We start from the raw sequence: 21139 nt of genomic DNA, 5'->3' as shown, positions 1-21139 counted from the left end.
TAGTGTGAATATGGTAAAATTCATTGTAATCTTGTGCTATATTATTTTAGGTGCAAGTTTAGGTGTATATTTTATTCCAGCTATCACTACTGATGCTGGTTTAGGAGATATAGCGTTATTAACAAATAGCTATTTTACTGGTCTCATTGGTATTATTTTATTCTTTTTAATTTTTGGATGGTTTATTAATAAAATCACTTTAGGAATGAAAGAATTAGAGCAAACATTTATGCGTCAAAGCGCAGTAGAAATACTATTTGCGACGATTGGACTTATTATAGGCCTGTTAATTTCAGTAATGATATCATTTATTTTTCAAATTATCGGGAACAATGTCTTAAATCATTTTGTGCCAATTATTATTACTATTGTTTTAGGTTATTTAGGTTTCCAATTCGGATTGAAAAAGCGTGACGAAATGTTGCTTTTTTTACCTGAAAATATGGCGCGTTCAATGTCGATTAATGCAAGAAATGCTGTACCTAAAATTATTGATACAAGTGCGATTATAGATGGCCGAATTGTAGATATTATTAAATGTGGTTTTATAGATGGTGAAATTTTAATTCCACAAGGCGTTATTAATGAACTACAAATTGTGGCCGATGCGAATGATAGCGTTAAACGTGAAAAAGGACAACGAGGTTTGGATATTTTAAATGAACTGTATGATACAGATCACCCGACAAGAATTATTCATCCAACAAAAACGCATAGTGATATTGACGCGATGTTGATCAAATTAGCGCAACATTATAGAGCTCATGTGATAACAACAGATTTTAATTTAAATAAAGTTTGTCATGTACAAGGTATACAAGCATTAAATGTTAATGATTTATCTGAAGCAATTAAACCAAATGTGCATCAAGGCGATCGTTTTAGCTTATTGTTAACTAAAATGGGTAAAGAATCTGGCCAAGCTGTAGGTTATTTAGATGATGGCACGATGGTTGTTGTGGATAATGCTAAAAAACATATTGGCGAACATATTGATTTAGAAGTTATTAGCTTATTACAAACATCATCAGGTAGAATTATTTTTGCGAAGAAATTAGATACTATTTAATTATAAGATTTTATATAAAAAGGTTGTTATTACGATAATTTTTTTATATGAAATCTTATTTTAATGTAAAACGAAGCATGTTGTTATCAAAAATAGGTGCGACGTGCTACAATGGATAGCGAAAAATTGCTACTTATTTTGATTAAAGTTCAACTGAAGTATTTATCCTATGTTTTCTAGAAAAGAGTTAAGCAAAATGAGTCCAGCTATGGTATTATTAATTAGAAAAATATTAAAGGTCTGCATTATTAATATTATAAAGTGATAAATATTAATTTGAGTTGATACGCAAGTTTCAACTTTTTTGATGCGCCGTGAAACAGAAAAAGTTAAATTGGAGTGAACATAATGAGCGATCGTGTAAGAGTTAGATACGCACCTAGCCCAACAGGTTATTTGCATATTGGTAATGCTAGAACAGCATTATTTAACTATTTATTTGCCAAACATTATGATGGGGATTTTGTTATCCGTATTGAAGATACAGATAGTAAACGTAATTTAGAAGACGGAGAATCTTCACAATTTGAAAACTTGAAATGGTTAGGCATTGAATGGGATGAATCAATTGATAAAGATAAAGGATACGGTCCGTACCGTCAGTCTGAACGTGCTGAAATCTATAACCCATTAATTCAACAATTATTAGACGAAGATAAAGCTTACAAATGCTACATGACTGAAGATGAGTTAGAAGCTGAACGTGAAGAACAAATCGCACGTGGTGAAATGCCTAGATATGGTGGTAAACATGCACATTTAACTGAAGAAGAACGTCAACAATTTGAAGCTGAAGGTCGTAAACCATCGATTCGTTTCAGAGTTCCTAAAGATACTAGTTTTAAATTTGATGACATGGTTAAAGGTGAAATTTCATTCGATTCAAATAATATGGGTGATTGGGTAATCGTAAAAAAAGATGGCGTCCCAACATACAACTTTGCTGTAGCAATAGACGACCATTATATGGAAATTTCTGATGTTATTCGCGGTGATGACCATATTTCAAACACACCAAAGCAAATTATGATATATGAAACATTCGGTTGGGAGCCTCCACGTTTTGCACATATGTCATTAATTGTTAATGAAGAACGTAAAAAATTAAGTAAACGTGATGGGCAAATATTACAATTTATTGAGCAATATCGTGATTTAGGTTACCTACCTGAAGCTTTATTTAACTTTATAACATTGTTAGGTTGGTCTCCAGAAGGCGAAGACGAAATCTATTCTAAAGAACAATTCATTAAAATATTTGATGAAAAACGTTTATCAAAATCACCTGCTTTCTTTGATAAACAGAAGTTAGCATGGATTAACAACCAATACATGAAACAAAAAGATGCTGAAACTGTATTCGAACTTGCATTACCACATTTAATTAAAGCTGAATTATTACCAGAAAATCCTTCTGAAGATGATTTAGAGTGGGGACGTAAGTTAGTTGCGTTATATCAAAAAGAAATGAGCTATGCAGGTGAAATTGTACCGTTGTCAGAGATTTTCTTCCGCGATGAACAAGCTTTAGGCAAAGATGAACAAGAAATTTTAGACGGTGAACAAGTTCCTGAATTAATCAACCACTTATACGGTAAATTAGAAGCTTTAGAACCGTTTGAAGCGGCAGAAATTAAAAAGACAATTAAAGAAGTACAAAAAGAAACAGGTATTAAAGGTAAACAATTGTTTATGCCTATCCGAGTTGCTGTCACTGGACAAATGCATGGACCAGAACTACCAAATACGATTGAAGTACTTGGTAAAGACAAAGTTTTATCAAGACTTAAAAAATATTTATAATGATTACAAAGTGGTACGTGTTGTAACTTGAAAATTTACAACAAACGACTTATGATTAATATTAAATAACAGAGGATTAGTAAATAATTGGCAGTGTTTAGAGAGTGTGCGGTTGCTGCAAGTACATCACTGCGATTATGGAATGCACCTTTGTGTCTTTATAATTAAATAAGATAAATGAGCGTATACTAGTTAACAGTTTGAATTTTTATAGTTATTCAAGCTATCACTATTATAAAAAAGAGTGGAACCGTGCAAAAGCACCTCTAACATAAATTGTTGGGGTGCTTTTTTTAGTAGGGAGGAAATATACCTTGTTTAAAGTAATAAAAAGAATGAAAGACGATATTAATATGGTGTTTGAGCAAGATCCCGCAGCAAAAACGACATTTGAAGTTGTGACGTCATATGCCGGTTTACATGCGATATGGAGCCATTTAATAGCGCATGAATTATACAAAAAGAAAAAATATGTCATCGCCAGACTGATTTCTCAAGTAGCGCGTTTCTTTACGGGTATCGAAATTCATCCAGGTGCAGAAATAGGAAAACGTCTATTTATCGATCATGGAATGGGCGTAGTCATCGGAGAAACATGTAGAATCGGTAATAATGTTACTATCTATCAAGGTGTCACTTTAGGTGGTACTGGTAAAGAAAAAGGGAAAAGACATCCTGATATTGGCGACAATGTATTGATTGCAGCAGGTGCGAAGGTTTTAGGTAATATCCAAATTGATTCAGATGTGAATATTGGTGCTAATTCTGTAGTTTTAACTTCTGTTCCAAGTTATTCAACAGTAGTAGGTATTCCAGGTCATATCGTTAAACAAGATGGTAAACGTATTGGTAAAACATTTGATCATTTAAATTTACCAGACCCTATTTATGAGCAAATGAAAGAATTAGAGCGTCAGTTAGAGAAAACAAGAAACGGAGAGATACAAGATGATTACATTATATAATACACTTACACGTCAAAAAGAGACGTTTGAGCCTATTGAGCCGGGCAAAGTTAAAATGTACGTGTGTGGGCCAACGGTTTATAACTATATTCATATAGGAAATGCACGCCCGGCTATTGTTTATGATGTCGTACGTAGATATTTTGAATATCAAGGCTATGAAGTGATCTATGTATCTAACTTTACGGATGTTGATGATAAATTAATCAACCGCTCTAAAGAATTAAATGAACCTGTAGAAACGATTGCTGAACGTTATATTAATGCTTTCTATGAAGATACTGGTGCGTTGAATGTAAGAAGAGCAACTGCTAACCCACGAGTGATGAACCATATGGATGATATTATTCAATTTATTCAAGATTTAGTGGACGAAGGATATGCTTATGTTAGCGGTGGAGATGTTTATTATAGAACGCGTAAATTTGAAGACTATGGTAAATTAAGCCACCAGTCTTTAAATGATTTGAAAGTTGGCGCACGTATTGAGCAAGGCGAGCAAAAAGAGGATGCTTTAGACTTCACTTTATGGAAAGCCGCAAAAGAAGGTGAAATAAGCTGGGATAGTCCGTTTGGTAAAGGTCGTCCGGGTTGGCATATTGAGTGTTCAGTTATGGCTTATAAAGAACTTGGCGCTACGATGGATATTCACGCAGGTGGTACAGACTTACAATTCCCTCACCACGAAAATGAAATTGCACAATCTGAAGCACATAACCATGCAACATTTGCTAATTACTGGATGCATAATGGCTTTATTAATATTGATAATGAAAAGATGAGTAAGTCGTTAGGTAATTTTGTACTTGTACATGACATTATTAAAGAGATTGATCCTGATGTGTTACGTTTCTTTATGATTAGTGTACACTACCGTAGTCCTATAAACTATAATATGGAATTAGTTAACGCAGCGAAAAATGGATTAGAACGTATACGTAATAGTTACAAAGCAATAATAGAACGTGCAGAAATAGCTACTGACGTAACAGATCAAAATGATTATATTGCAGAAATCAATAATATATTAGCTCAATTTGAAGCAGTGATGAACGATGACTTTAATACAGCCAATGCGATTACGGCTTGGTTTGAATTAACAAAACTAGCTAATAAATTTGTATTAGAGAACACGACTTCATTAGCAGTGCTTGAAAGATTTAAAGAAGTTTATCAAATATTTAGCGATGTGTTAGGTGTACCACTTGTTGGACAAGAAGCGGAAGTGTTATTAGATGAAGATATCGAGGCGCTTATTGAAGAACGTAATGAGGCAAGAAAAAATAAAGACTTCGCTAGAGCTGATGAAATACGTGACTCACTTAAAGAACAAAACATCGTTTTAGAAGATACGCCTCAAGGTGTGAGGTTTAAACGTGGATAAAGCCAATGCAAAATTATTAAATCCTTTAACTTTAGCTTATATGGGTGATGCAGTTCTAGATCAACATGTACGTACTTACATTGTTTTGAAACTTAAAAGTAAACCTAATAGATTACACCAACTCTCTAAAACTTATGTATCAGCTAAAAGCCAGGCGCAAACTTTGGAAACACTAATGACAATGAAATGGTTTACTGAAGAAGAATTAGACATTGTTAGACGTGGTCGTAACGCTAAAAGTTATACTAAGGCGAAGAACACAGATATTCAAACTTATAAAAAAAGCACAGCTTTAGAAGCGATAATTGGCTACTTATATTTAGAGCGTCATAACGAAAGATTAGAGCGATTATTAACAACAATAGTAAATATAGTAGATGAAAGGGCGTAATAATTTGGAAGACATTGTCATCGTTGGTCGTCATGCTGTTAAAGAAGCTATTGTCTCAGGACATACTATAAATAAAATTTTGATTCAAGAAGGCGTAAAGAAACAACAATTGAGTGAGATTTTAAAAAAAGCAAAAAACGATAAACTTATAGTTCAAACCGTACCGAAATCTAAATTGGATAATCTAGCAGATGCACCTCACCAAGGTGTTGCAGCACTAGTAGCACCTTATGAATATGCTGATTTCGACAATTTTTTAACGGCGCAACAAAATAAAGAACAATTATCGACAGTACTTATATTAGATGGACTAGAAGACCCACATAATTTAGGATCAATTATACGTACTGCCGACGCTTCAGGTGTTGATGGCATTATTATTCCTAAACGTCGTTCCGTTGCGTTAACACAAACTGTAGTGAAAGCAAGTACAGGTGCTATCCAACACGTTCCCGTTATGCGTGTGACAAATCTAGCTCAAACAATTGAAACATTAAAAGAAAAAGGCTATTGGGTTGCTGGTGCAGAAGCGGATAATGCGACGGATTATCGTCAATTAGATGCTGGGATGCCAATAGCCATCGTCATTGGTAGTGAAGGTCAAGGAATGAGCAGACTTGTAAAAGATAAATGCGATTTTTATATCAAGATTCCTATGGTAGGGCATGTAAATAGCCTAAATGCGTCTGTAGCAGCTAGTTTAATGATGTATGAGGTTTATCGTAAGCGGAATCAGATAGGAGATAACTAATGAAGTCTCGTTATTTAATCATTGATGGTTATAACATGATAGGGCAGTCTACTGAATTGAGTAAACTGTCCCAAGAGAATTTAGAAGAAGCTCGAGAAAGTTTGCTCACTACCATTGCTAATTATAGTGCTGTAATCGCAGATGAGGTATTATGTGTATTTGATGCTTATGAACAGTCAGGCATGCAAACTGAATATATGTATCATGGTGTTAAAGTCGTTTTTACGAAGGAGAAAGAAACAGCAGATAGCTATATCGAAAAATATGTGTATGATTTATACGATAAATACACTACTCATATTACAGTTGTGACGAGTGATATGAGCGAACAACATGCCATATTTGGCACGGGGGCCTATAGAATTTCATCTAGAGAAATGTGGCGAGATTTAAAAGAGAGCGAAGTGACAATCTCTAAGTCGCTTGATGGCTTTAAAGAACGCAAGCCACGTACGCGAATTGAACTGTCGAATGATATATTGGAAGAATTCGAGAAAATTAGACGTGGCGATCGTAAAAAAGACTAATTTAGCACTATTGATTTAACATATGAATCTATGTATGATGTCTATACTTTTAAGAAAGGACATTACATATGATTCGTAATAAAACAACAAAAGACTATGAGCAACAAAGTGAGTTACGTATTGATGATTGTATAGATTTAGAAGACTACTTAAATAAGATAGAACCTAAGATTAGACAAAAACTAAATCACTACGCAATTGATTGTCATGTACAAGATGATTTATATCAAGAAGTAGTAGTTAAAATATTTTTAGCTATAAGTAAATTTGACTTCCGTCGATCAACGCCGTTTGAGCATTATATTAGTAAAATAGTAAAGTCGGTAAAATATGATTATTTGCGCAGACGGATGAATCAGTATCATAAACAAGAAATGCTAATTAATGAATATAAAGTAGAATATAATTATTTCAAACACTATCATATAGTGGAGCAGCAAGTACTCAATGATGAAATAGCAAGACACATTAAGCAAAGTTTATCTATACTAAGTGATTTTGAGTGTGTGGTTGTTACGTTTTTATTGCAAGGGTACACGCCACAAGAAATGGCTCGGAAATTAAATGTTAACAATAAAAATATTTATAATGCTATACAACGGTGTAAAATAAAACTCCGAAAAAAATTAATGTTACATAAGAATAATTAAGTAGCACTTACAATGATAAAAAAGCGTTGCTTACTTCGTTAGGAAAAAGCTGAGGTTTGACATTTATCATGCTATTTATGTATAGTATACTGGTATTATAATGAATAAGGTGAAGTCTAGTGAAAAAAGTACCGCTTAGTTGCGAAGAATGTGGTAACCGAAATTACAACGTTCCAAAGCAAGATGATTCTACGATAAGGCTAACTTTGAAAAAGTATTGCCCAAGATGTAATGCGCATACCGTGCACAAAGAATCTAAATAAAATTGAAATGTTTTTATCTACTTGGTTTAATAAATAGCGCAGTTAGATGATAATTTAAGATAGAATTGAGATGGAGGTCTGTAATATGGCTAAAAAAGAAAATTTCTTCCAAGGCGTTAAGTCAGAGATGGAAAAAACAAGTTGGCCTACAAAAGAGGAATTGTTTAAATACACAGTTATTGTAGTAGCAACAGTAGTATTCTTCTTAGCTTTCTTCTATGCCTTAGATTTAGGAATTGGCAGAATCATAGAAATAATTAAATAATAAGGAGTGACGACATGTCTGAAGAAGTTGGCGCAAAGCATTGGTATGCAGTGCATACGTATTCTGGATATGAGAATAAGGTTAAAAAGAATTTAGAGAAACGTGTAGAATCTATGAATATGACTGAACAAATTTTTAGAGTTGTCATACCAGAAGAAGAAGAAACGCAAGTGAAAGATGGTAAAGCAAAGACATTAACTAAAAAAACATTCCCTGGTTATGTATTAGTTGAATTAGTAATGACTGATGAATCATGGTATGTAGTAAGAAATACACCAGGAGTAACTGGGTTTGTCGGTTCTGCTGGATCTGGTTCTAAACCGAATCCATTATTGCCTGATGAAGTGCGCTTCATTTTAAAACAAATGGGCTTAAAAGAAAAAACGATCGATGTAGAAGTTGAAGTTGGTGAACAAGTTACTATTAAATCTGGACCTTTTGCGAATCAAGTGGGTGAGGTTCAAGAAATTGAAGCCGATAAATTCAAACTTACTGTATTAGTAGACATGTTTGGTAGAGAAACTCCTGTCGAAGTAGAATTTGATCAAATCGAAAAATTATAATAAAAGAAATCATAACATCAGCTGGAAATTAGCAAAATTACTATTGCTTTATATTCTTAGTTGATGTTATAATACTGTGGTCGCGCTTAAGAGCGTTTCATTTCGTCACGAAATGTTGAAGAGTGGGAGGGCAAAACTTAGTCCTATGACCACATCACGATATCAAGGAGGTGCACATCGTGGCTAAAAAAGTAGAAAAAGTAGTTAAATTACAAATTCCTGCAGGTAAAGCAAATCCAGCACCACCAGTTGGACCAGCGTTAGGTCAAGCAGGTGTGAACATTATGGGATTCTGTAAGGAATTCAACGCACGTACTCAAGAGGATGCAGGTTTAATCATTCCAGTAGAAATCAGTGTATATGAAGATCGTTCATTTACATTCGTTACTAAAACACCACCTGCGCCAGTACTACTTAAAAAAGCAGCTGGAGTTGAAAAAGGTTCAGGTGAACCAAACAAAAACAAAGTTGCTTCAGTAACTAAAGATCAAGTACGCGAAATTGCTAACACTAAAATGCAAGACTTAAACGCTGCAGACGAAGAAGCAGCAATGCGTATTATCGAAGGTACTGCTCGTAGTATGGGTATAACTGTAGACTAATTAATAACATTGATATTATAACGATAAATTATTATAGCAGATAACAATAGCTATAGATTATTTATGGCTTGATGAATGAATGAGGCAATACCTTGTGATTCTCAGTAAATGTTGTCTGCTCTTAACTTGTGTAAACAAGTAAACGTGGGAGGAAATTCCGCTAAAACCACTAAAGGAGGAACTTAAAATGGCTAAGAAAAGTAAAAAGTATCAAGAAGTAGCTAGTAAAATCGATCGCCAAAAACACTATAGTGTTGAAGAAGCGGTTGCATTAGCTAAAGAAACAAGTATTGCTAACTTTGATGCTTCGGTTGAAGTAGCATTTCGTTTAGGCATTGATACACGTAAAAATGATCAACAAATCCGTGGAGCGGTAGTATTACCAAACGGTACAGGTAAATCACAACGTGTATTAGTATTTGCTAAAGGTGACAAAGCAACAGAAGCAGAAGAAGCAGGAGCAGATTATGTAGGCGAAGGCGACTATGTAACTCAAATCCAACAAGGTTGGTTCGACTTCGATGTAGTTGTTGCTACACCAGACATGATGGGTGAAGTTGGTAAATTAGGTCGTGTATTAGGACCTAAAGGTTTAATGCCAAACCCTAAAACTGGAACTGTTACAATGGATGTGAAAAAAGCCGTTGAAGAAATTAAAGCTGGTAAAGTTGAATATCGTGCTGAAAAAGCTGGTATTGTCCACGCTTCAATTGGTAAAACTTCATTCGATACAGATAAACTAGTAGAAAACTTTAAAGCTTTACAAGATGTTTTAACAAAAGCTAAACCATCTTCAGCTAAAGGGACTTACTACAAATCTGTTAACGTAACTACAACAATGGGCCCTGGTATCAAAGTTGATACTTCAAGCTTCAAATTGTAATTTCATACAAAAATAATTATAGACTGGAAGATTTTCTTTCAGTCTATAAATAAATATTGACTTATTAACGTAAACGAGTTATATTTGTTTATGTGATTATTTTACCTAAGACAGTAGGAGTTATACGTAACTTAAAAATTATCCTACCGAGGCTAAAATTGACTTGAACGTGAAGATTAAACTTTCAAGCACTTTTTGCCGTGGGTAGAAAGTGCTTTTTTTATTGATTATTGGTTGTTACATACACTTGTATTGCCAATATCAAAATTAAAAGCACCAAAATTAAACTATATGGAGGTGTCTAAATGTCTGCTATCATTGAAGCAAAACAACAACATGTTGATGTTATAGCTGATCAACTTAAAAACTCAGTTTCAACTGTTATCGTTGACTATCGTGGTTTAAGCGTATCTGAAGTAACAGAATTACGTAACCAATTACGTGAAGCTGGCGTGGAATACAAAGTATACAAAAATACTATGGTACGTCGTGCAGCTGAAAAAGCAGGTATTGAAGGTTTAGACGAATTTTTAGTTGGACCTACAGCTGTTGCTACTTCAACTGAAGATGTTGTTGCGCCAGCAAAAGTACTTGCAGGATTCGCAAAAGAACATGATGCGTTAGAAATTAAGACAGGCGTTATGGAAGGTAACTTAATCTCAGCTGAAGAAGTTAAAACAGTTGGTTCTTTACCAAATCACGACGGTCTTGTATCTATGCTTTTATCTGTATTACAAGCTCCAGTACGCAACTTCGCTTATGCGGTTAAAGCTGTTGGAGAACAACAAGAAGAAGAAAGCGCTGAATAATCGCGCAAAAATATTAAATTAACGGAGGAATATTAAAATGGCTAATCAAGAACAAATCATTGAAGCAATTAAAGAAATGTCAGTATTAGAATTAAACGATTTAGTAAAAGCAATTGAAGAAGAATTTGGTGTAACTGCAGCGGCTCCAGTAGCAGCTGGCGGTGCTGCAGGTGGCGCTGACGCTGCTGCTGAACAAACTGAATTTAACGTTGAGTTAACTTCAGCTGGTTCATCTAAAATCAAAGTTGTTAAAGCTGTTAAAGAAGCAACTGGCTTAGGCTTAAAAGATGCTAAAGAATTAGTAGACGGAGCTCCAAGTGTAGTTAAAGAAGGTTTATCTAAAGAAGATGCTGAAGAACTTAAATCTCAATTAGAAGAAGTTGGCGCTTCAGTAGAATTAAAATAATTCTAGCCTTAATACTCAAAAATAATTTTATATTGCAGTAACAAGGATGTTTCACTATTTAAGTATACACCTTGCAGTCTAAGATTTTGAGAAGTGAAAACCCCGTTATAGATATAACGGGGTTTTATCTTTTTGTATATATAGTTATTTCAAAGAGTCGAACGACGTAAGATATTATATCATTCATGTAACGATGAATAATTAAGAGGTGAAGTCATGAGTCATTATTATGATGAAAATCCTGAAATTGAAAGTGACGAAATAACATTTACATACTCCTATGATCAACATAACTTGAAATTAACTACCGACAGTGGCGTATTTTCAAAAGGAAAGATTGATTTTGGTTCCGATTTATTAATTAGAACTTTTTTAAAATCTAACCCGCCAGGCCCTAAAAAGAAAATAGTCGATGTAGGGTGTGGATATGGCCCGATTGGCTTGATGATTGCTAAATGTGCGCCACATCATGAGGTTGCAATGGTAGATGTTAATGAACGAGCACTAGCTTTAGCTAAAAAGAATAAAAAAAGCAATCATATAGATAATGCGGGAATTTTTAAAAGCGATGGCTTAACACAAACGATTGATAACAATTATGATGCCATTGTTACTAATCCACCAATAAGAGCTGGAAAACAAGTCGTGCATCGTATATTAGAAGACGCTTATAGCAAATTAAATAATGATGGATCCTTGTATGTTGTAATTCAAAAAAAGCAAGGTATGCCATCTGCGAAGAAGAAAATGGAAGAAACTTTTAGTAACGTTGAAGTTGTTGACAAAAGTAAAGGATATTACATTTTGAAAAGTGTGAAGGTTGATTTCGAAGTGTAATTCTGATATAGTTATAGAATGTAAAAATTTATGTTCAATAAGTGTGTACTTTTATCAATCATACAACAATGCAAATTGTAAATATAGTAAATCGAAAATGGTGTCATAAGGAGTGCTACCGTTTTCTTTTTGTCTTATTATATTGAGTAATTTGTTAAAAGTAAACACACAATTTTTGAGGGGTGAATCTGTTTGGCAGGTCAATTTGTCCAATATGGAAGACATCGTAAACGTAGAAACTACGCTAGAATTTCAGAGGTTTTAGAATTACCGAACTTAATCGAAATCCAAACGAAATCATATGAATGGTTTTTAGAAGAAGGATTACTAGAAATGTTCCGCGACATTTCACCAATTGAAGATTTCACTGGAAATCTATCATTAGAGTTTGTTGATTATAGACTTGGTGAACCGAAATACGATTTAGAAGAATCAAAAAACCGCGATACAACTTATGCGGCACCGCTACGCGTCAAAGTTCGTTTAATCATTAAAGAAACTGGCGAAGTGAAAGAACAAGAAGTATTTATGGGTGATTTCCCATTAATGACAGACACAGGTACATTTGTAATCAACGGTGCTGAACGTGTTATCGTATCACAATTAGTTCGTTCACCATCCGTTTATTTCAATGAAAAATTAGACAAAAATGGTCGTACAAATTATGATGCAACAATTATTCCAAACCGTGGTGCATGGTTAGAATATGAAACAGATGCAAAAGACGTTGTGTACGTGCGTATTGATAGAACGAGAAAATTACCTTTAACAGTTCTTTTAAGAGCTTTAGGTTTCTCAACAGATCAAGAAATCATTGAATTACTTGGTGACAATGAATACTTGCGTAACACATTAGAAAAAGATGGCACAGAAAATACTGACCAAGCTTTATTAGAAATTTATGAACGTTTACGTCCTGGCGAGCCACCTACAGTAGAAAATGCAAAAAGCTTATTATACTCACGTTTCTTCGATCCGAAACGTTATGATTTAGCGAGTGTAGGTCGTTACAAAGCAAACAAAAAATTACATTTAAAACATCGTTTATTCAATCAAAAATTAGCTGAACCCATCGTTAATGCTGAAACTGGTGAAATAGTAGCTGAAGAAGGCATTGTTTTAGACCGTCGTAAAATTGATGAAATTATGGATGTTTTAGAATCTAATGCCAACAGCGAAGTTTATGAATTAGAAGGCACTGTAATTGATGAGCCTGTTGAAATCCAATCTATTAAGGTTTATGTTCCTAATGATGAAGAAGGGCGTAAAACAACAGTAATTGGTAATGCATTCCCTGATTCAGAGGTTAAATGTATAACACCAGCAGACATCATTGCTTCAATGTCATACTTCTTTAACTTATTAAGTGGTATTGGTTTCACTGATGATATTGACCATTTAGGTAACCGTCGTCTACGTTCAGTAGGTGAATTGTTACAAAACCAATTCCGTATTGGTTTATCAAGAATGGAACGTGTTGTAAGAGAAAGAATGTCTATTCAAGATACTGACTCAATTACACCACAACAATTAATCAATATTCGTCCGGTTATCGCTTCTATCAAAGAATTCTTTGGAAGCTCACAATTATCACAATTCATGGACCAAGCTAACCCATTAGCTGAGTTAACGCATAAACGTCGTCTATCTGCGCTTGGACCTGGTGGTTTAACTCGTGAACGTGCTCAAATGGAAGTGCGTGACGTTCACTATTCTCACTATGGTCGTATGTGTCCAATCGAAACGCCAGAGGGCCCAAACATTGGACTTATCAACTCATTATCAAGTTATGCACGTGTTAATGAATTTGGCTTTATCGAAACACCATACCGTAAAGTTGATTTAGAAACTAATTCAATTACAGATCAAATTGACTATTTAACAGCTGATGAAGAAGATAGCTATGTGGTAGCACAAGCAAACTCTAAATTAGATGAAAATGGTCGTTTCTTAGACGATGAAGTAGTTTGTCGTTTCCGTGGTAACAACACAGTTATGGCGAAAGAAAAAATGGACTACATGGATGTATCACCAAAACAAGTCGTATCGGCTGCGACAGCATGTATTCCTTTCTTAGAAAACGATGACTCTAACCGTGCCTTAATGGGTGCGAACATGCAACGTCAAGCAGTACCATTGATGAACCCTGAATCACCATTTGTTGGTACAGGTATGGAACACGTTGCCGCTCGTGACTCAGGTGCTGCAATTATTGCTAAGCATAAAGGCCGCGTTGAGCACGTTGAATCTAATGAAATCTTAGTACGTCGATTAATCGAAGAAGACGGCAAAGAATACGAAGGCGAATTAGATCGTTACCCATTATCTAAATTCAAGCGTTCTAACACTGGTACTTGTTATAACCAAAGACCAATCGTTGCAGCAGGTAATGTTGTAACTAAAGGCGAAATCTTAGCGGATGGACCTTCTATGGAACTAGGCGAAATGGCATTAGGCCGCAACGTTGTTGTAGGTTTCATGACATGGGACGGTTATAACTATGAAGATGCTGTAATTATGAGTGAACGTCTTGTTAAAGATGACGTATATACTTCAATTCATATTGAAGAATACGAATCAGAGGCGCGTGACACTAAATTAGGACCTGAAGAAATCACAAGAGATATTCCTAATGTTTCTGATAGTGCATTGAAAAACTTAGATGAACGAGGCATTGTTTACGTTGGTGCTGAAGTTAATGATGGTGACATCTTAGTAGGTAAAGTAACGCCTAAAGGTGTAACCGAATTAACTGCTGAAGAACGCCTATTACATGCAATCTTTGGTGAAAAAGCAAGAGAAGTTCGTGATACTTCACTACGTGTACCTCATGGTGCAGGCGGTATTGTACTTGATGTTAAAGTATTTAATCGTGAAGAAGGAGACGACACTTTATCTCCTGGTGTAAACCAATTAGTACGTGTATATATCGTTCAAAAACGTAAAATTCATGTTGGTGACAAAATGTGTGGTCGTCACGGTAACAAAGGTGTCATTTCTAAAATAGTTCCTGAAGAAGACATGCCTTATTTACCAGACGGTACGCCAATTGACATCATGTTAAATCCACTAGGTGTGCCATCACGTATGAACATCGGACAAGTACTTGAACTACACTTAGGTATGGCTGCTAAAAATCTAGGCATTCATGTTGCATCTCCAGTATTTGATGGTGCTAACGATGAAGACGTTTGGTCTACGATTGAAGAAGCAGGCATGGCTAGAGATGGTAAAACTGTCCTTTATGATGGCCGTACTGGTGAACCATTCGACAACCGTATTTCAGTTGGTGTAATGTACATGCTTAAACTTGCTCACATGGTTGATGACAAGTTACATGCGCGTTCAACTGGACCATATTCACTTGTAACGCAACAACCACTTGGCGGTAAAGCTCAATTTGGTGGACAACGTTTCGGTGAAATGGAAGTATGGGCACTTGAAGCTTACGGTGCTGCTTATACGTTACAAGAAATCTTAACTTATAAATCTGACGATACAGTAGGTCGTGTTAAAACTTACGAATCAATCGTTAAAGGTGAAAATATCACTAAACCAAGTGTTCCTGAATCATTCCGCGTATTGATGAAAGAATTACAAAGTTTAGGATTAGACGTTAAGATTATGGACGAACATGATAATGAAATTGACATGCATGATAACGAAGATGAAGATGCTACAGAGCGCAAAGTTGATTTACAACAAAAAGATGCGCCAGAATCTCAAAAAGAAATCACTGACTAATTGCATTTAAGTTTTAATAGCTATGCAATTGAGCAATGAGGCAATTCATTAATAGTATTTAGCTTAAATTACACTATTGAATGATTGCCTTTAGCTCACTTGCACACTATTGATCGATATAAGCTAATCAATCAATTTGCACAGTAATCTAAATTGAAGGAGGTAGGCTCCTTGATTGATGTAAATAATTTCCATTATATGAAAATAGGACTTGCTTCACCTGAAAAAATCCGCTCATGGTCATTTGGGGAAGTTAAAAAGCCAGAAACAATTAACTATCGTACGTTAAAACCAGAAAAAGATGGTCTTTTCTGTGAAAGAATATTCGGACCTACTAAAGACTGGGAATGTAGTTGTGGTAAATATAAACGTGTCCGTTATAAAGGCATGGTTTGTGACAGATGTGGTGTCGAAGTAACTAAATCTAAAGTACGTCGTGAAAGAATGGGTCATATCGAACTAGCTGCACCTGTTTCTCACATTTGGTACTTTAAAGGTATTCCAAGTCGTATGGGACTATTGTTAGATATGTCTCCTAGAGCTTTAGAAGAAGTAATTTACTTCGCGTCTTACGTACTTGTTGATCCAGGTCCAACTGGATTAGAGAAGAAAACGTTACTATCTGAAGCTGAATTCAGAGAATACTATGATAAATTCCCTGGGCAATTTAATGCCAAAATGGGTGCGGAAGGTATTAAAGAATTATTAGAAGAAATCGACTTAGACGAAGAACTTAAACAATTGCGTGATGAATTAGAATCAGCAACTGGTCAAAGACTAACTCGTGCAATTAAACGATTAGAAGTAGTTGAGTCATTCAGACATTCTGGTAACAATCCAGCTTGGATGATTTTAGATGTACTTCCAATCATCCCACCTGAAATCAGACCAATGGTTCAATTAGATGGTGGACGTTTTGCTACAAGTGATTTAAACGATTTATACCGCCGTGTTATTAACCGTAATAATCGTTTGAAACGTTTATTAGATTTAGGTGCACCTGGCATCATCGTTCAAAATGAAAAACGTATGTTGCAAGAAGCTGTGGACGCATTAATCGACAATGGTCGTCGTGGCCGTCCAGTAACTGGTCCAGGTAACCGTCCGTTAAAATCACTTTCTCATATGTTAAAAGGTAAACAAGGTCGTTTCCGTCAAAACTTACTTGGTAAACGTGTTGACTATTCAGGTCGTTCGGTTATTGCAGTAGGACCAAGCTTGAAAATGTACCAATGTGGTTTACCAAAAGAAATGGCTTTAGAATTATTCAAACCATTTATCATGAAAGAACTTGTACAACGTGAGATTGCTACTAACATTAAAAATGCGAAAAGCAAAATCGAACGTATGGACGATGAAGTATGGGATGTATTAGAAGACGTTATCGTTGAACATCCGGTATTACTTAATCGTGCGCCAACGCTTCACAGACTAGGTATTCAAGCATTTGAACCTACACTCGTTGAAGGTCGTGCAATCCGTTTACACCCACTTGTTACTACAGCTTATAACGCTGACTTTGATGGTGACCAAATGGCTGTTCACGTACCTTTATCAAAAGAAGCGCAAGCTGAAGCACGTATGTTAATGTTAGCAGCACAAAATATCTTAAACCCTAAAGATGGTAAACCAGTTGTTACGCCATCACAGGATATGGTATTAGGTAACTACTACTTAACATTAGAACGTAAAGATGCTGTAAATACTGGTACTATCTATAATGATACAAACGAAGTATTAAAAGCATACGCAAACGGTTATGTTCACTTACACACACGTATTGGTGTACATGCGCGTTCATTTAACAACCCAACATTTACAGAAGAGCAAAACAACAAAATTTTAACTACATCTGTTGGTAAAGTCATATTCAATGAAATCATTCCTGATTCATTTGCTTATATTAACGAACCAACACAAGCAAACTTAGAAGATAAAACGCCTGATAAATATTTCGTATCTGCAACTGAACTTGGTGAAGGCGGATTAGCGGAATACTTTGAAGATAAAGACCTTATTGAACCATTCAACAAAAAATTCTTAGGTAATGTCATTGCTGAAGTGTTCAACCGCTTTAGCATCACTGATACATCTATGATGCTTGATAGAATGAAAGATTTAGGTTTCAAATTCTCTTCTAAAGCTGGTATCACTGTTGGTGTATCTGACATCGTTGTATTACCAGATAAGAAAGATATCTTAGACGAACACGATGAATTAGTTGAAAAAGTAACTAAACAATTTAACCGTGGTTTAATCACTGAAGATGAACGTTATAACAGAGTCGTTGAAATTTGGACTGATGCCAAAGACCAAATTCAAGGCGAGTTAATGCAATCATTAGAAAAAACAAACCCGATCTTCATGATGAGTGACTCTGGTGCCCGTGGTAACGCGTCTAACTTTACACAGTTAGCCGGTATGCGTGGACTTATGGCTGCACCTTCTGGTAAGATTATTGAATTGCCAATCACATCATCATTCCGTGAAGGCTTAACAGTGTTAGAATACTTCATCTCTACTCACGGTGCGCGTAAAGGTCTTGCCGATACAGCACTTAAAACTGCCGATTCAGGTTACCTTACTCGTCGTCTTGTTGATGTTGCACAAGATGTTATCGTACGTGAAGAAGATTGCGGAACTGACCGTGGTTTACTTGTTTCAGATATTCGAGAAGGTACTGAAATGATCGAACCATTTATCGAACGTATTGAAGGACGTTATTCTAAAGAAACAATTCGTCATCCAGAAACTGACGAAATTATTATTCGTCCGGATGAATTAATCACAGCAGACATCGCTAAACAAATTACTGATGTAGGTATCGAACAAATGTACATCCGTTCAGCATTTACATGTAACACTAGACATGGTGTATGTGAAAAATGTTACGGTAAAAACCTTGCTACAGGTGAAAAAGTTGAAGTTGGTGAAGCAGTTGGTACAATTGCTGCCCAATCAATCGGTGAACCTGGTACGCAGCTTACAATGCGTACATTCCATACTGGTGGTGTAGCAGGAAGCGATATCACTCAAGGTCTTCCTCGTATCCAAGAGATTTTTGAAGCGCGTAATCCTAAAGGACAAGCGGTTATTACAGAAATCGAAGGTGTCGTAGAAGATATTAAATTAGCTAAAGACCGTCAACAAGAAATTGTGATTAAAGGTAGTAATGAAGTTAGATCATATCTTGCTTCAGGTACTTCAAGACTTAAAGTAGAAATTGGCCAAAGCGTAGAACGTGGTGAAGTATTAACTGAAGGTTCAATCGAACCTAAGAACTACTTATCAGTTGCTGGCTTAAATGCTACTGAAAGTTACTTATTAAAAGAAGTACAAAAAGTTTACCGTATGCAAGGTGTTGAAATCGATGATAAACACGTTGAAGTTATGGTAAGACAAATGTTACGTAAAGTACGTATCATTGAAGCGGGTGACACTAAACTATTACCTGGTTCATTAGTAGATATTCACAACTTTACTGATGCTAACCGTGAAGCGTTTAAAGATCGTAAACGCCCAGCAACAGCTAAACCAGTATTATTAGGTATTACGAAAGCATCTCTTGAAACTGAAAGCTTCTTATCAGCGGCTTCATTCCAAGAAACAACTCGTGTACTTACTGATGCTGCAATTAAAGGTAAACGTGATAATTTACTAGGCCTTAAAGAAAATGTAATCATTGGTAAACTTATCCCAGCTGGTACAGGTATGAGACGTTATAGAGATGTTGAATACGATAAAGCAGCACCAGAACAAGAGGTAGAAGAATCAATCGAATTTACTGAATCATAAGGTTAAATCAACAGTGGCCGATAGTTATGTCGGTCACTGTTTTTTTGATTTTATAGTTTAATTTAAGTTGACTATGTATAATATCGATGTTATTATTATTAAGGTTGATGCAAGCAGAACTTTGGAGGATATTTAATGTCTAATGAAAAAGTTGCACGCTTTAACAAACAACACTATGTTATTGGTCTTAAACAGACGCTTAAAGCGTTAAGTAAAGATCAAGTGACATCATTGATTATTGCTCAAGACGTAGAAGTTTATTTACTTACTCGCGTGTTAAGCCAAATCAATCTACAAGCAATGCCTATTACTTTTTTTAGTAGCAAAAAAGCACTTGGAGAGTATGTAGGTATTAATGTTAATGCTGCTATCGTGGCATTATTGAAATGAGATTAGTAAGAATTTTTCTTACTAAATTTTATTTACTCTGAAAATGAACCACCTGGATGTGTGGGATTAAAATTCAAGAGAGGAGGACATTCACATGCCAACTATTAACCAATTGGTACGTAAGCCAAGACAAAGCAAAAGCAAACAATCAGATTCACCAGCTTTAAATAGAGGTTTCAACAGTAAAAAGAAAAAATTTACTGATTTAAACTCTCCACAAAAACGTGGTGTTTGTACTCGTGTCGGCACAATGACACCTAAAAAACCTAACTCAGCTTTACGTAAATATGCTCGTGTTCGTTTATCAAACAACATCGAAATTAACGCGTATATCCCTGGTATAGGTCATAACTTACAAGAACACAGTGTTGTACTTGTACGTGGTGGTCGTGTAAAAGACTTACCTGGTGTGCGTTATCACATCGTACGTGGTGCGCTTGATACTTCAGGTGTTGATGGACGTAGACAAGGCCGTTCATTATACGGTACTAAAAAACCTAAAAACTAATTTTTTAATTAATATTTAGCTTTATAAATATCATTATTATAGGAAGGGAGGACTTACATTATGCCTCGTAAAGGATCAGTCCCAAAAAGAGACGTATTACCAGATCCAATTCATAACTCAAAATTAGTTACGAAATTGATCAACAAAATTATGTTAGATGGTAAACGTGGAACAGCTCAAGGAATTCTTTATTCTGCATTCGAACTAGTACAAGAACGTAGTGGTAGAGATGCATTAGAAGTATTCGAAGAAGCTATCGAAAATATTATGCCAGTTTTAGAAGTTAAAGCTCGTCGTGTTGGTGGTTCAAACTATCAAGTACCTGTAGAAGTACGTCCAGAACGTCGTACTACTTTAGGTTTACGTTGGTTAGTTAACTATGCTCGTCTTCGTGGTGAAAAAACTATGGAAGAGCGTTTAGCTAACGAAATCTTAGATGCAGCTAACAATTCAGGTGGCGCAGTTAAGAAACGTGAAGACACTCACAAAATGGCTGAAGCAAACAAAGCATTTGCTCACTATCGTTGGTAAGAT

General features: G+C 35.4%; 21 protein-coding genes and 1 other annotated feature. All 21 genes read left to right on the top strand.

Annotated features, from left to right (window positions below):
* Positions 1–4: 4 nt before the first annotated feature.
* The 21 genes from RPL90_RS01970 to rpsG all read left to right on the top strand — a co-directional run bounded on the left by RPL90_RS01970 (position 5) and on the right by rpsG (position 21136).
* Positions 5–1069 carry a PIN/TRAM domain-containing protein gene (locus RPL90_RS01970; RefSeq protein ID WP_313542066.1) on the top strand — a complete coding sequence of 355 codons (1065 nt, stop codon included), beginning with the start codon at positions 5–7 and terminating at the stop codon, positions 1067–1069.
* 348 nt (positions 1070–1417) lie between these two features.
* Complete coding sequence (gltX, locus tag RPL90_RS01965) at positions 1418–2872, top strand: glutamate--tRNA ligase (protein ID WP_313542063.1); 1455 nt, start codon at positions 1418–1420, stop codon at positions 2870–2872.
* Between the two features lie 335 nt (positions 2873–3207).
* Complete coding sequence (gene cysE / locus RPL90_RS01960; RefSeq protein WP_061855526.1) at positions 3208–3837, top strand: serine O-acetyltransferase; 630 nt, start codon at positions 3208–3210, stop codon at positions 3835–3837.
* Positions 3821–5221, top strand: coding sequence for a cysteine--tRNA ligase (cysS, locus tag RPL90_RS01955; protein ID WP_313542061.1), 1401 nt, complete (start codon positions 3821–3823; stop codon positions 5219–5221). Before cysE ends, cysS begins: the two co-directional genes overlap by 17 nt.
* Before the next feature lie 40 nt (positions 5222–5261).
* Positions 5262–5612 (top strand): Mini-ribonuclease 3, encoded by a 351-nt coding sequence (locus RPL90_RS01950; protein WP_313542105.1) that lies wholly within the window; start codon positions 5262–5264, stop codon positions 5610–5612.
* Positions 5613–5616: 4 nt separating this feature from the next.
* Complete coding sequence (gene rlmB / locus RPL90_RS01945) at positions 5617–6363, top strand: 23S rRNA (guanosine(2251)-2'-O)-methyltransferase RlmB (RefSeq protein WP_313542058.1); 747 nt, start codon at positions 5617–5619, stop codon at positions 6361–6363.
* Positions 6363–6890 (top strand): NYN domain-containing protein, encoded by a 528-nt coding sequence (locus tag RPL90_RS01940; RefSeq protein WP_103294580.1) that lies wholly within the window; start codon positions 6363–6365, stop codon positions 6888–6890. The genes rlmB and RPL90_RS01940 overlap by 1 nt, the downstream gene beginning before the upstream one ends.
* Positions 6891–6958: 68 nt before the next feature.
* Positions 6959–7540 (top strand): sigma-70 family RNA polymerase sigma factor, encoded by a 582-nt coding sequence (locus RPL90_RS01935; protein WP_313542053.1) that lies wholly within the window; start codon positions 6959–6961, stop codon positions 7538–7540.
* A 119-nt stretch (positions 7541–7659) separates the two neighbouring features.
* Positions 7660–7803: a 50S ribosomal protein L33 gene (gene rpmG, locus RPL90_RS01930; RefSeq protein ID WP_313542051.1), complete on the top strand. Its 144-nt coding sequence runs from the start codon at positions 7660–7662 to the stop codon at positions 7801–7803.
* Between the two features lie 85 nt (positions 7804–7888).
* On the top strand, positions 7889–8068 hold the full coding sequence (gene secE, locus RPL90_RS01925; RefSeq protein ID WP_048792357.1) for a preprotein translocase subunit SecE: 180 nt from the start codon (positions 7889–7891) through the stop codon (positions 8066–8068).
* Positions 8069–8082: 14 nt separating this feature from the next.
* A complete protein-coding gene (gene nusG / locus RPL90_RS01920) occupies positions 8083–8631 on the top strand; it encodes a transcription termination/antitermination protein NusG (RefSeq protein ID WP_048792358.1) in 549 nt (182 codons plus the stop codon).
* 179 nt (positions 8632–8810) lie between these two features.
* On the top strand, positions 8811–9233 hold the full coding sequence (gene rplK / locus RPL90_RS01915; protein ID WP_048792359.1) for a 50S ribosomal protein L11: 423 nt from the start codon (positions 8811–8813) through the stop codon (positions 9231–9233).
* Positions 9234–9420: 187 nt separating this feature from the next.
* Positions 9421–10116 carry a 50S ribosomal protein L1 gene (gene rplA / locus RPL90_RS01910; protein ID WP_313542047.1) on the top strand — a complete coding sequence of 232 codons (696 nt, stop codon included), beginning with the start codon at positions 9421–9423 and terminating at the stop codon, positions 10114–10116.
* 86 nt (positions 10117–10202) lie between these two features.
* Positions 10203–10346: a sequence feature (ribosomal protein L10 leader region), on the top strand.
* Positions 10347–10421: 75 nt separating this feature from the next.
* Positions 10422–10925, top strand: coding sequence for a 50S ribosomal protein L10 (gene rplJ / locus RPL90_RS01905; protein ID WP_048792361.1), 504 nt, complete (start codon positions 10422–10424; stop codon positions 10923–10925).
* 37 nt (positions 10926–10962) lie between these two features.
* Entirely contained in the window at positions 10963–11331 is a 369-nt protein-coding gene (gene rplL, locus RPL90_RS01900; protein ID WP_313542044.1) for a 50S ribosomal protein L7/L12, read from the top strand.
* A 216-nt stretch (positions 11332–11547) separates the two neighbouring features.
* On the top strand, positions 11548–12168 hold the full coding sequence (locus tag RPL90_RS01895) for a class I SAM-dependent methyltransferase (protein WP_313542042.1): 621 nt from the start codon (positions 11548–11550) through the stop codon (positions 12166–12168).
* 192 nt (positions 12169–12360) lie between these two features.
* A complete protein-coding gene (gene rpoB / locus RPL90_RS01890) occupies positions 12361–15912 on the top strand; it encodes a DNA-directed RNA polymerase subunit beta (protein ID WP_313542040.1) in 3552 nt (1183 codons plus the stop codon).
* 198 nt (positions 15913–16110) lie between these two features.
* A complete protein-coding gene (gene rpoC / locus RPL90_RS01885) occupies positions 16111–19707 on the top strand; it encodes a DNA-directed RNA polymerase subunit beta' (protein WP_313542102.1) in 3597 nt (1198 codons plus the stop codon).
* A 135-nt stretch (positions 19708–19842) separates the two neighbouring features.
* Positions 19843–20097: a ribosomal L7Ae/L30e/S12e/Gadd45 family protein gene (locus tag RPL90_RS01880; RefSeq protein WP_061855462.1), complete on the top strand. Its 255-nt coding sequence runs from the start codon at positions 19843–19845 to the stop codon at positions 20095–20097.
* Between the two features lie 94 nt (positions 20098–20191).
* A complete protein-coding gene (gene rpsL, locus RPL90_RS01875; RefSeq protein ID WP_048792367.1) occupies positions 20192–20605 on the top strand; it encodes a 30S ribosomal protein S12 in 414 nt (137 codons plus the stop codon).
* A 60-nt stretch (positions 20606–20665) separates the two neighbouring features.
* Complete coding sequence (rpsG, locus tag RPL90_RS01870) at positions 20666–21136, top strand: 30S ribosomal protein S7 (RefSeq protein ID WP_048792368.1); 471 nt, start codon at positions 20666–20668, stop codon at positions 21134–21136.
* Positions 21137–21139: the final 3 nt, after the last annotated feature.

Source organism: Staphylococcus kloosii (assembly GCF_032139365.1).
Taxonomy (GTDB): domain Bacteria; phylum Bacillota; class Bacilli; order Staphylococcales; family Staphylococcaceae; genus Staphylococcus; species Staphylococcus kloosii_A.
Note: the sequence above shows the minus strand (reverse complement) of the source record. Positions and strands in the feature narration are given on the sequence as shown.

Excerpts from the sequence above, each read along its gene's own strand:
- gltX (WP_313542063.1), top strand. The coding sequence starts at position 1,418 with ATGAGCGATCGTGTAAGAGTTAGATACGCACCTAGCCCAACAGGTTAT.
- cysE (WP_061855526.1), top strand. The coding sequence starts at position 3,208 with ATGAAAGACGATATTAATATGGTGTTTGAGCAAGATCCCGCAGCAAAA.
- cysS (WP_313542061.1), top strand. The coding sequence starts at position 3,821 with ATGATTACATTATATAATACACTTACACGTCAAAAAGAGACGTTTGAG.
- RPL90_RS01950 (WP_313542105.1), top strand. The coding sequence starts at position 5,262 with ATGGGTGATGCAGTTCTAGATCAACATGTACGTACTTACATTGTTTTG.
- RPL90_RS01940 (WP_103294580.1), top strand. The coding sequence starts at position 6,363 with ATGAAGTCTCGTTATTTAATCATTGATGGTTATAACATGATAGGGCAG.
- RPL90_RS01935 (WP_313542053.1), top strand. The coding sequence starts at position 6,959 with ATGATTCGTAATAAAACAACAAAAGACTATGAGCAACAAAGTGAGTTA.
- secE (WP_048792357.1), top strand. The coding sequence starts at position 7,889 with ATGGCTAAAAAAGAAAATTTCTTCCAAGGCGTTAAGTCAGAGATGGAA.
- nusG (WP_048792358.1), top strand. The coding sequence starts at position 8,083 with ATGTCTGAAGAAGTTGGCGCAAAGCATTGGTATGCAGTGCATACGTAT.
- rplA (WP_313542047.1), top strand. The coding sequence starts at position 9,421 with ATGGCTAAGAAAAGTAAAAAGTATCAAGAAGTAGCTAGTAAAATCGAT.
- rplJ (WP_048792361.1), top strand. The coding sequence starts at position 10,422 with ATGTCTGCTATCATTGAAGCAAAACAACAACATGTTGATGTTATAGCT.
- rplL (WP_313542044.1), top strand. The coding sequence starts at position 10,963 with ATGGCTAATCAAGAACAAATCATTGAAGCAATTAAAGAAATGTCAGTA.
- RPL90_RS01895 (WP_313542042.1), top strand. The coding sequence starts at position 11,548 with ATGAGTCATTATTATGATGAAAATCCTGAAATTGAAAGTGACGAAATA.
- rpoC (WP_313542102.1), top strand. The coding sequence starts at position 16,111 with ATGAAAATAGGACTTGCTTCACCTGAAAAAATCCGCTCATGGTCATTT.
- RPL90_RS01880 (WP_061855462.1), top strand. The coding sequence starts at position 19,843 with ATGTCTAATGAAAAAGTTGCACGCTTTAACAAACAACACTATGTTATT.
- rpsL (WP_048792367.1), top strand. The coding sequence starts at position 20,192 with ATGCCAACTATTAACCAATTGGTACGTAAGCCAAGACAAAGCAAAAGC.
- rpsG (WP_048792368.1), top strand. The coding sequence starts at position 20,666 with ATGCCTCGTAAAGGATCAGTCCCAAAAAGAGACGTATTACCAGATCCA.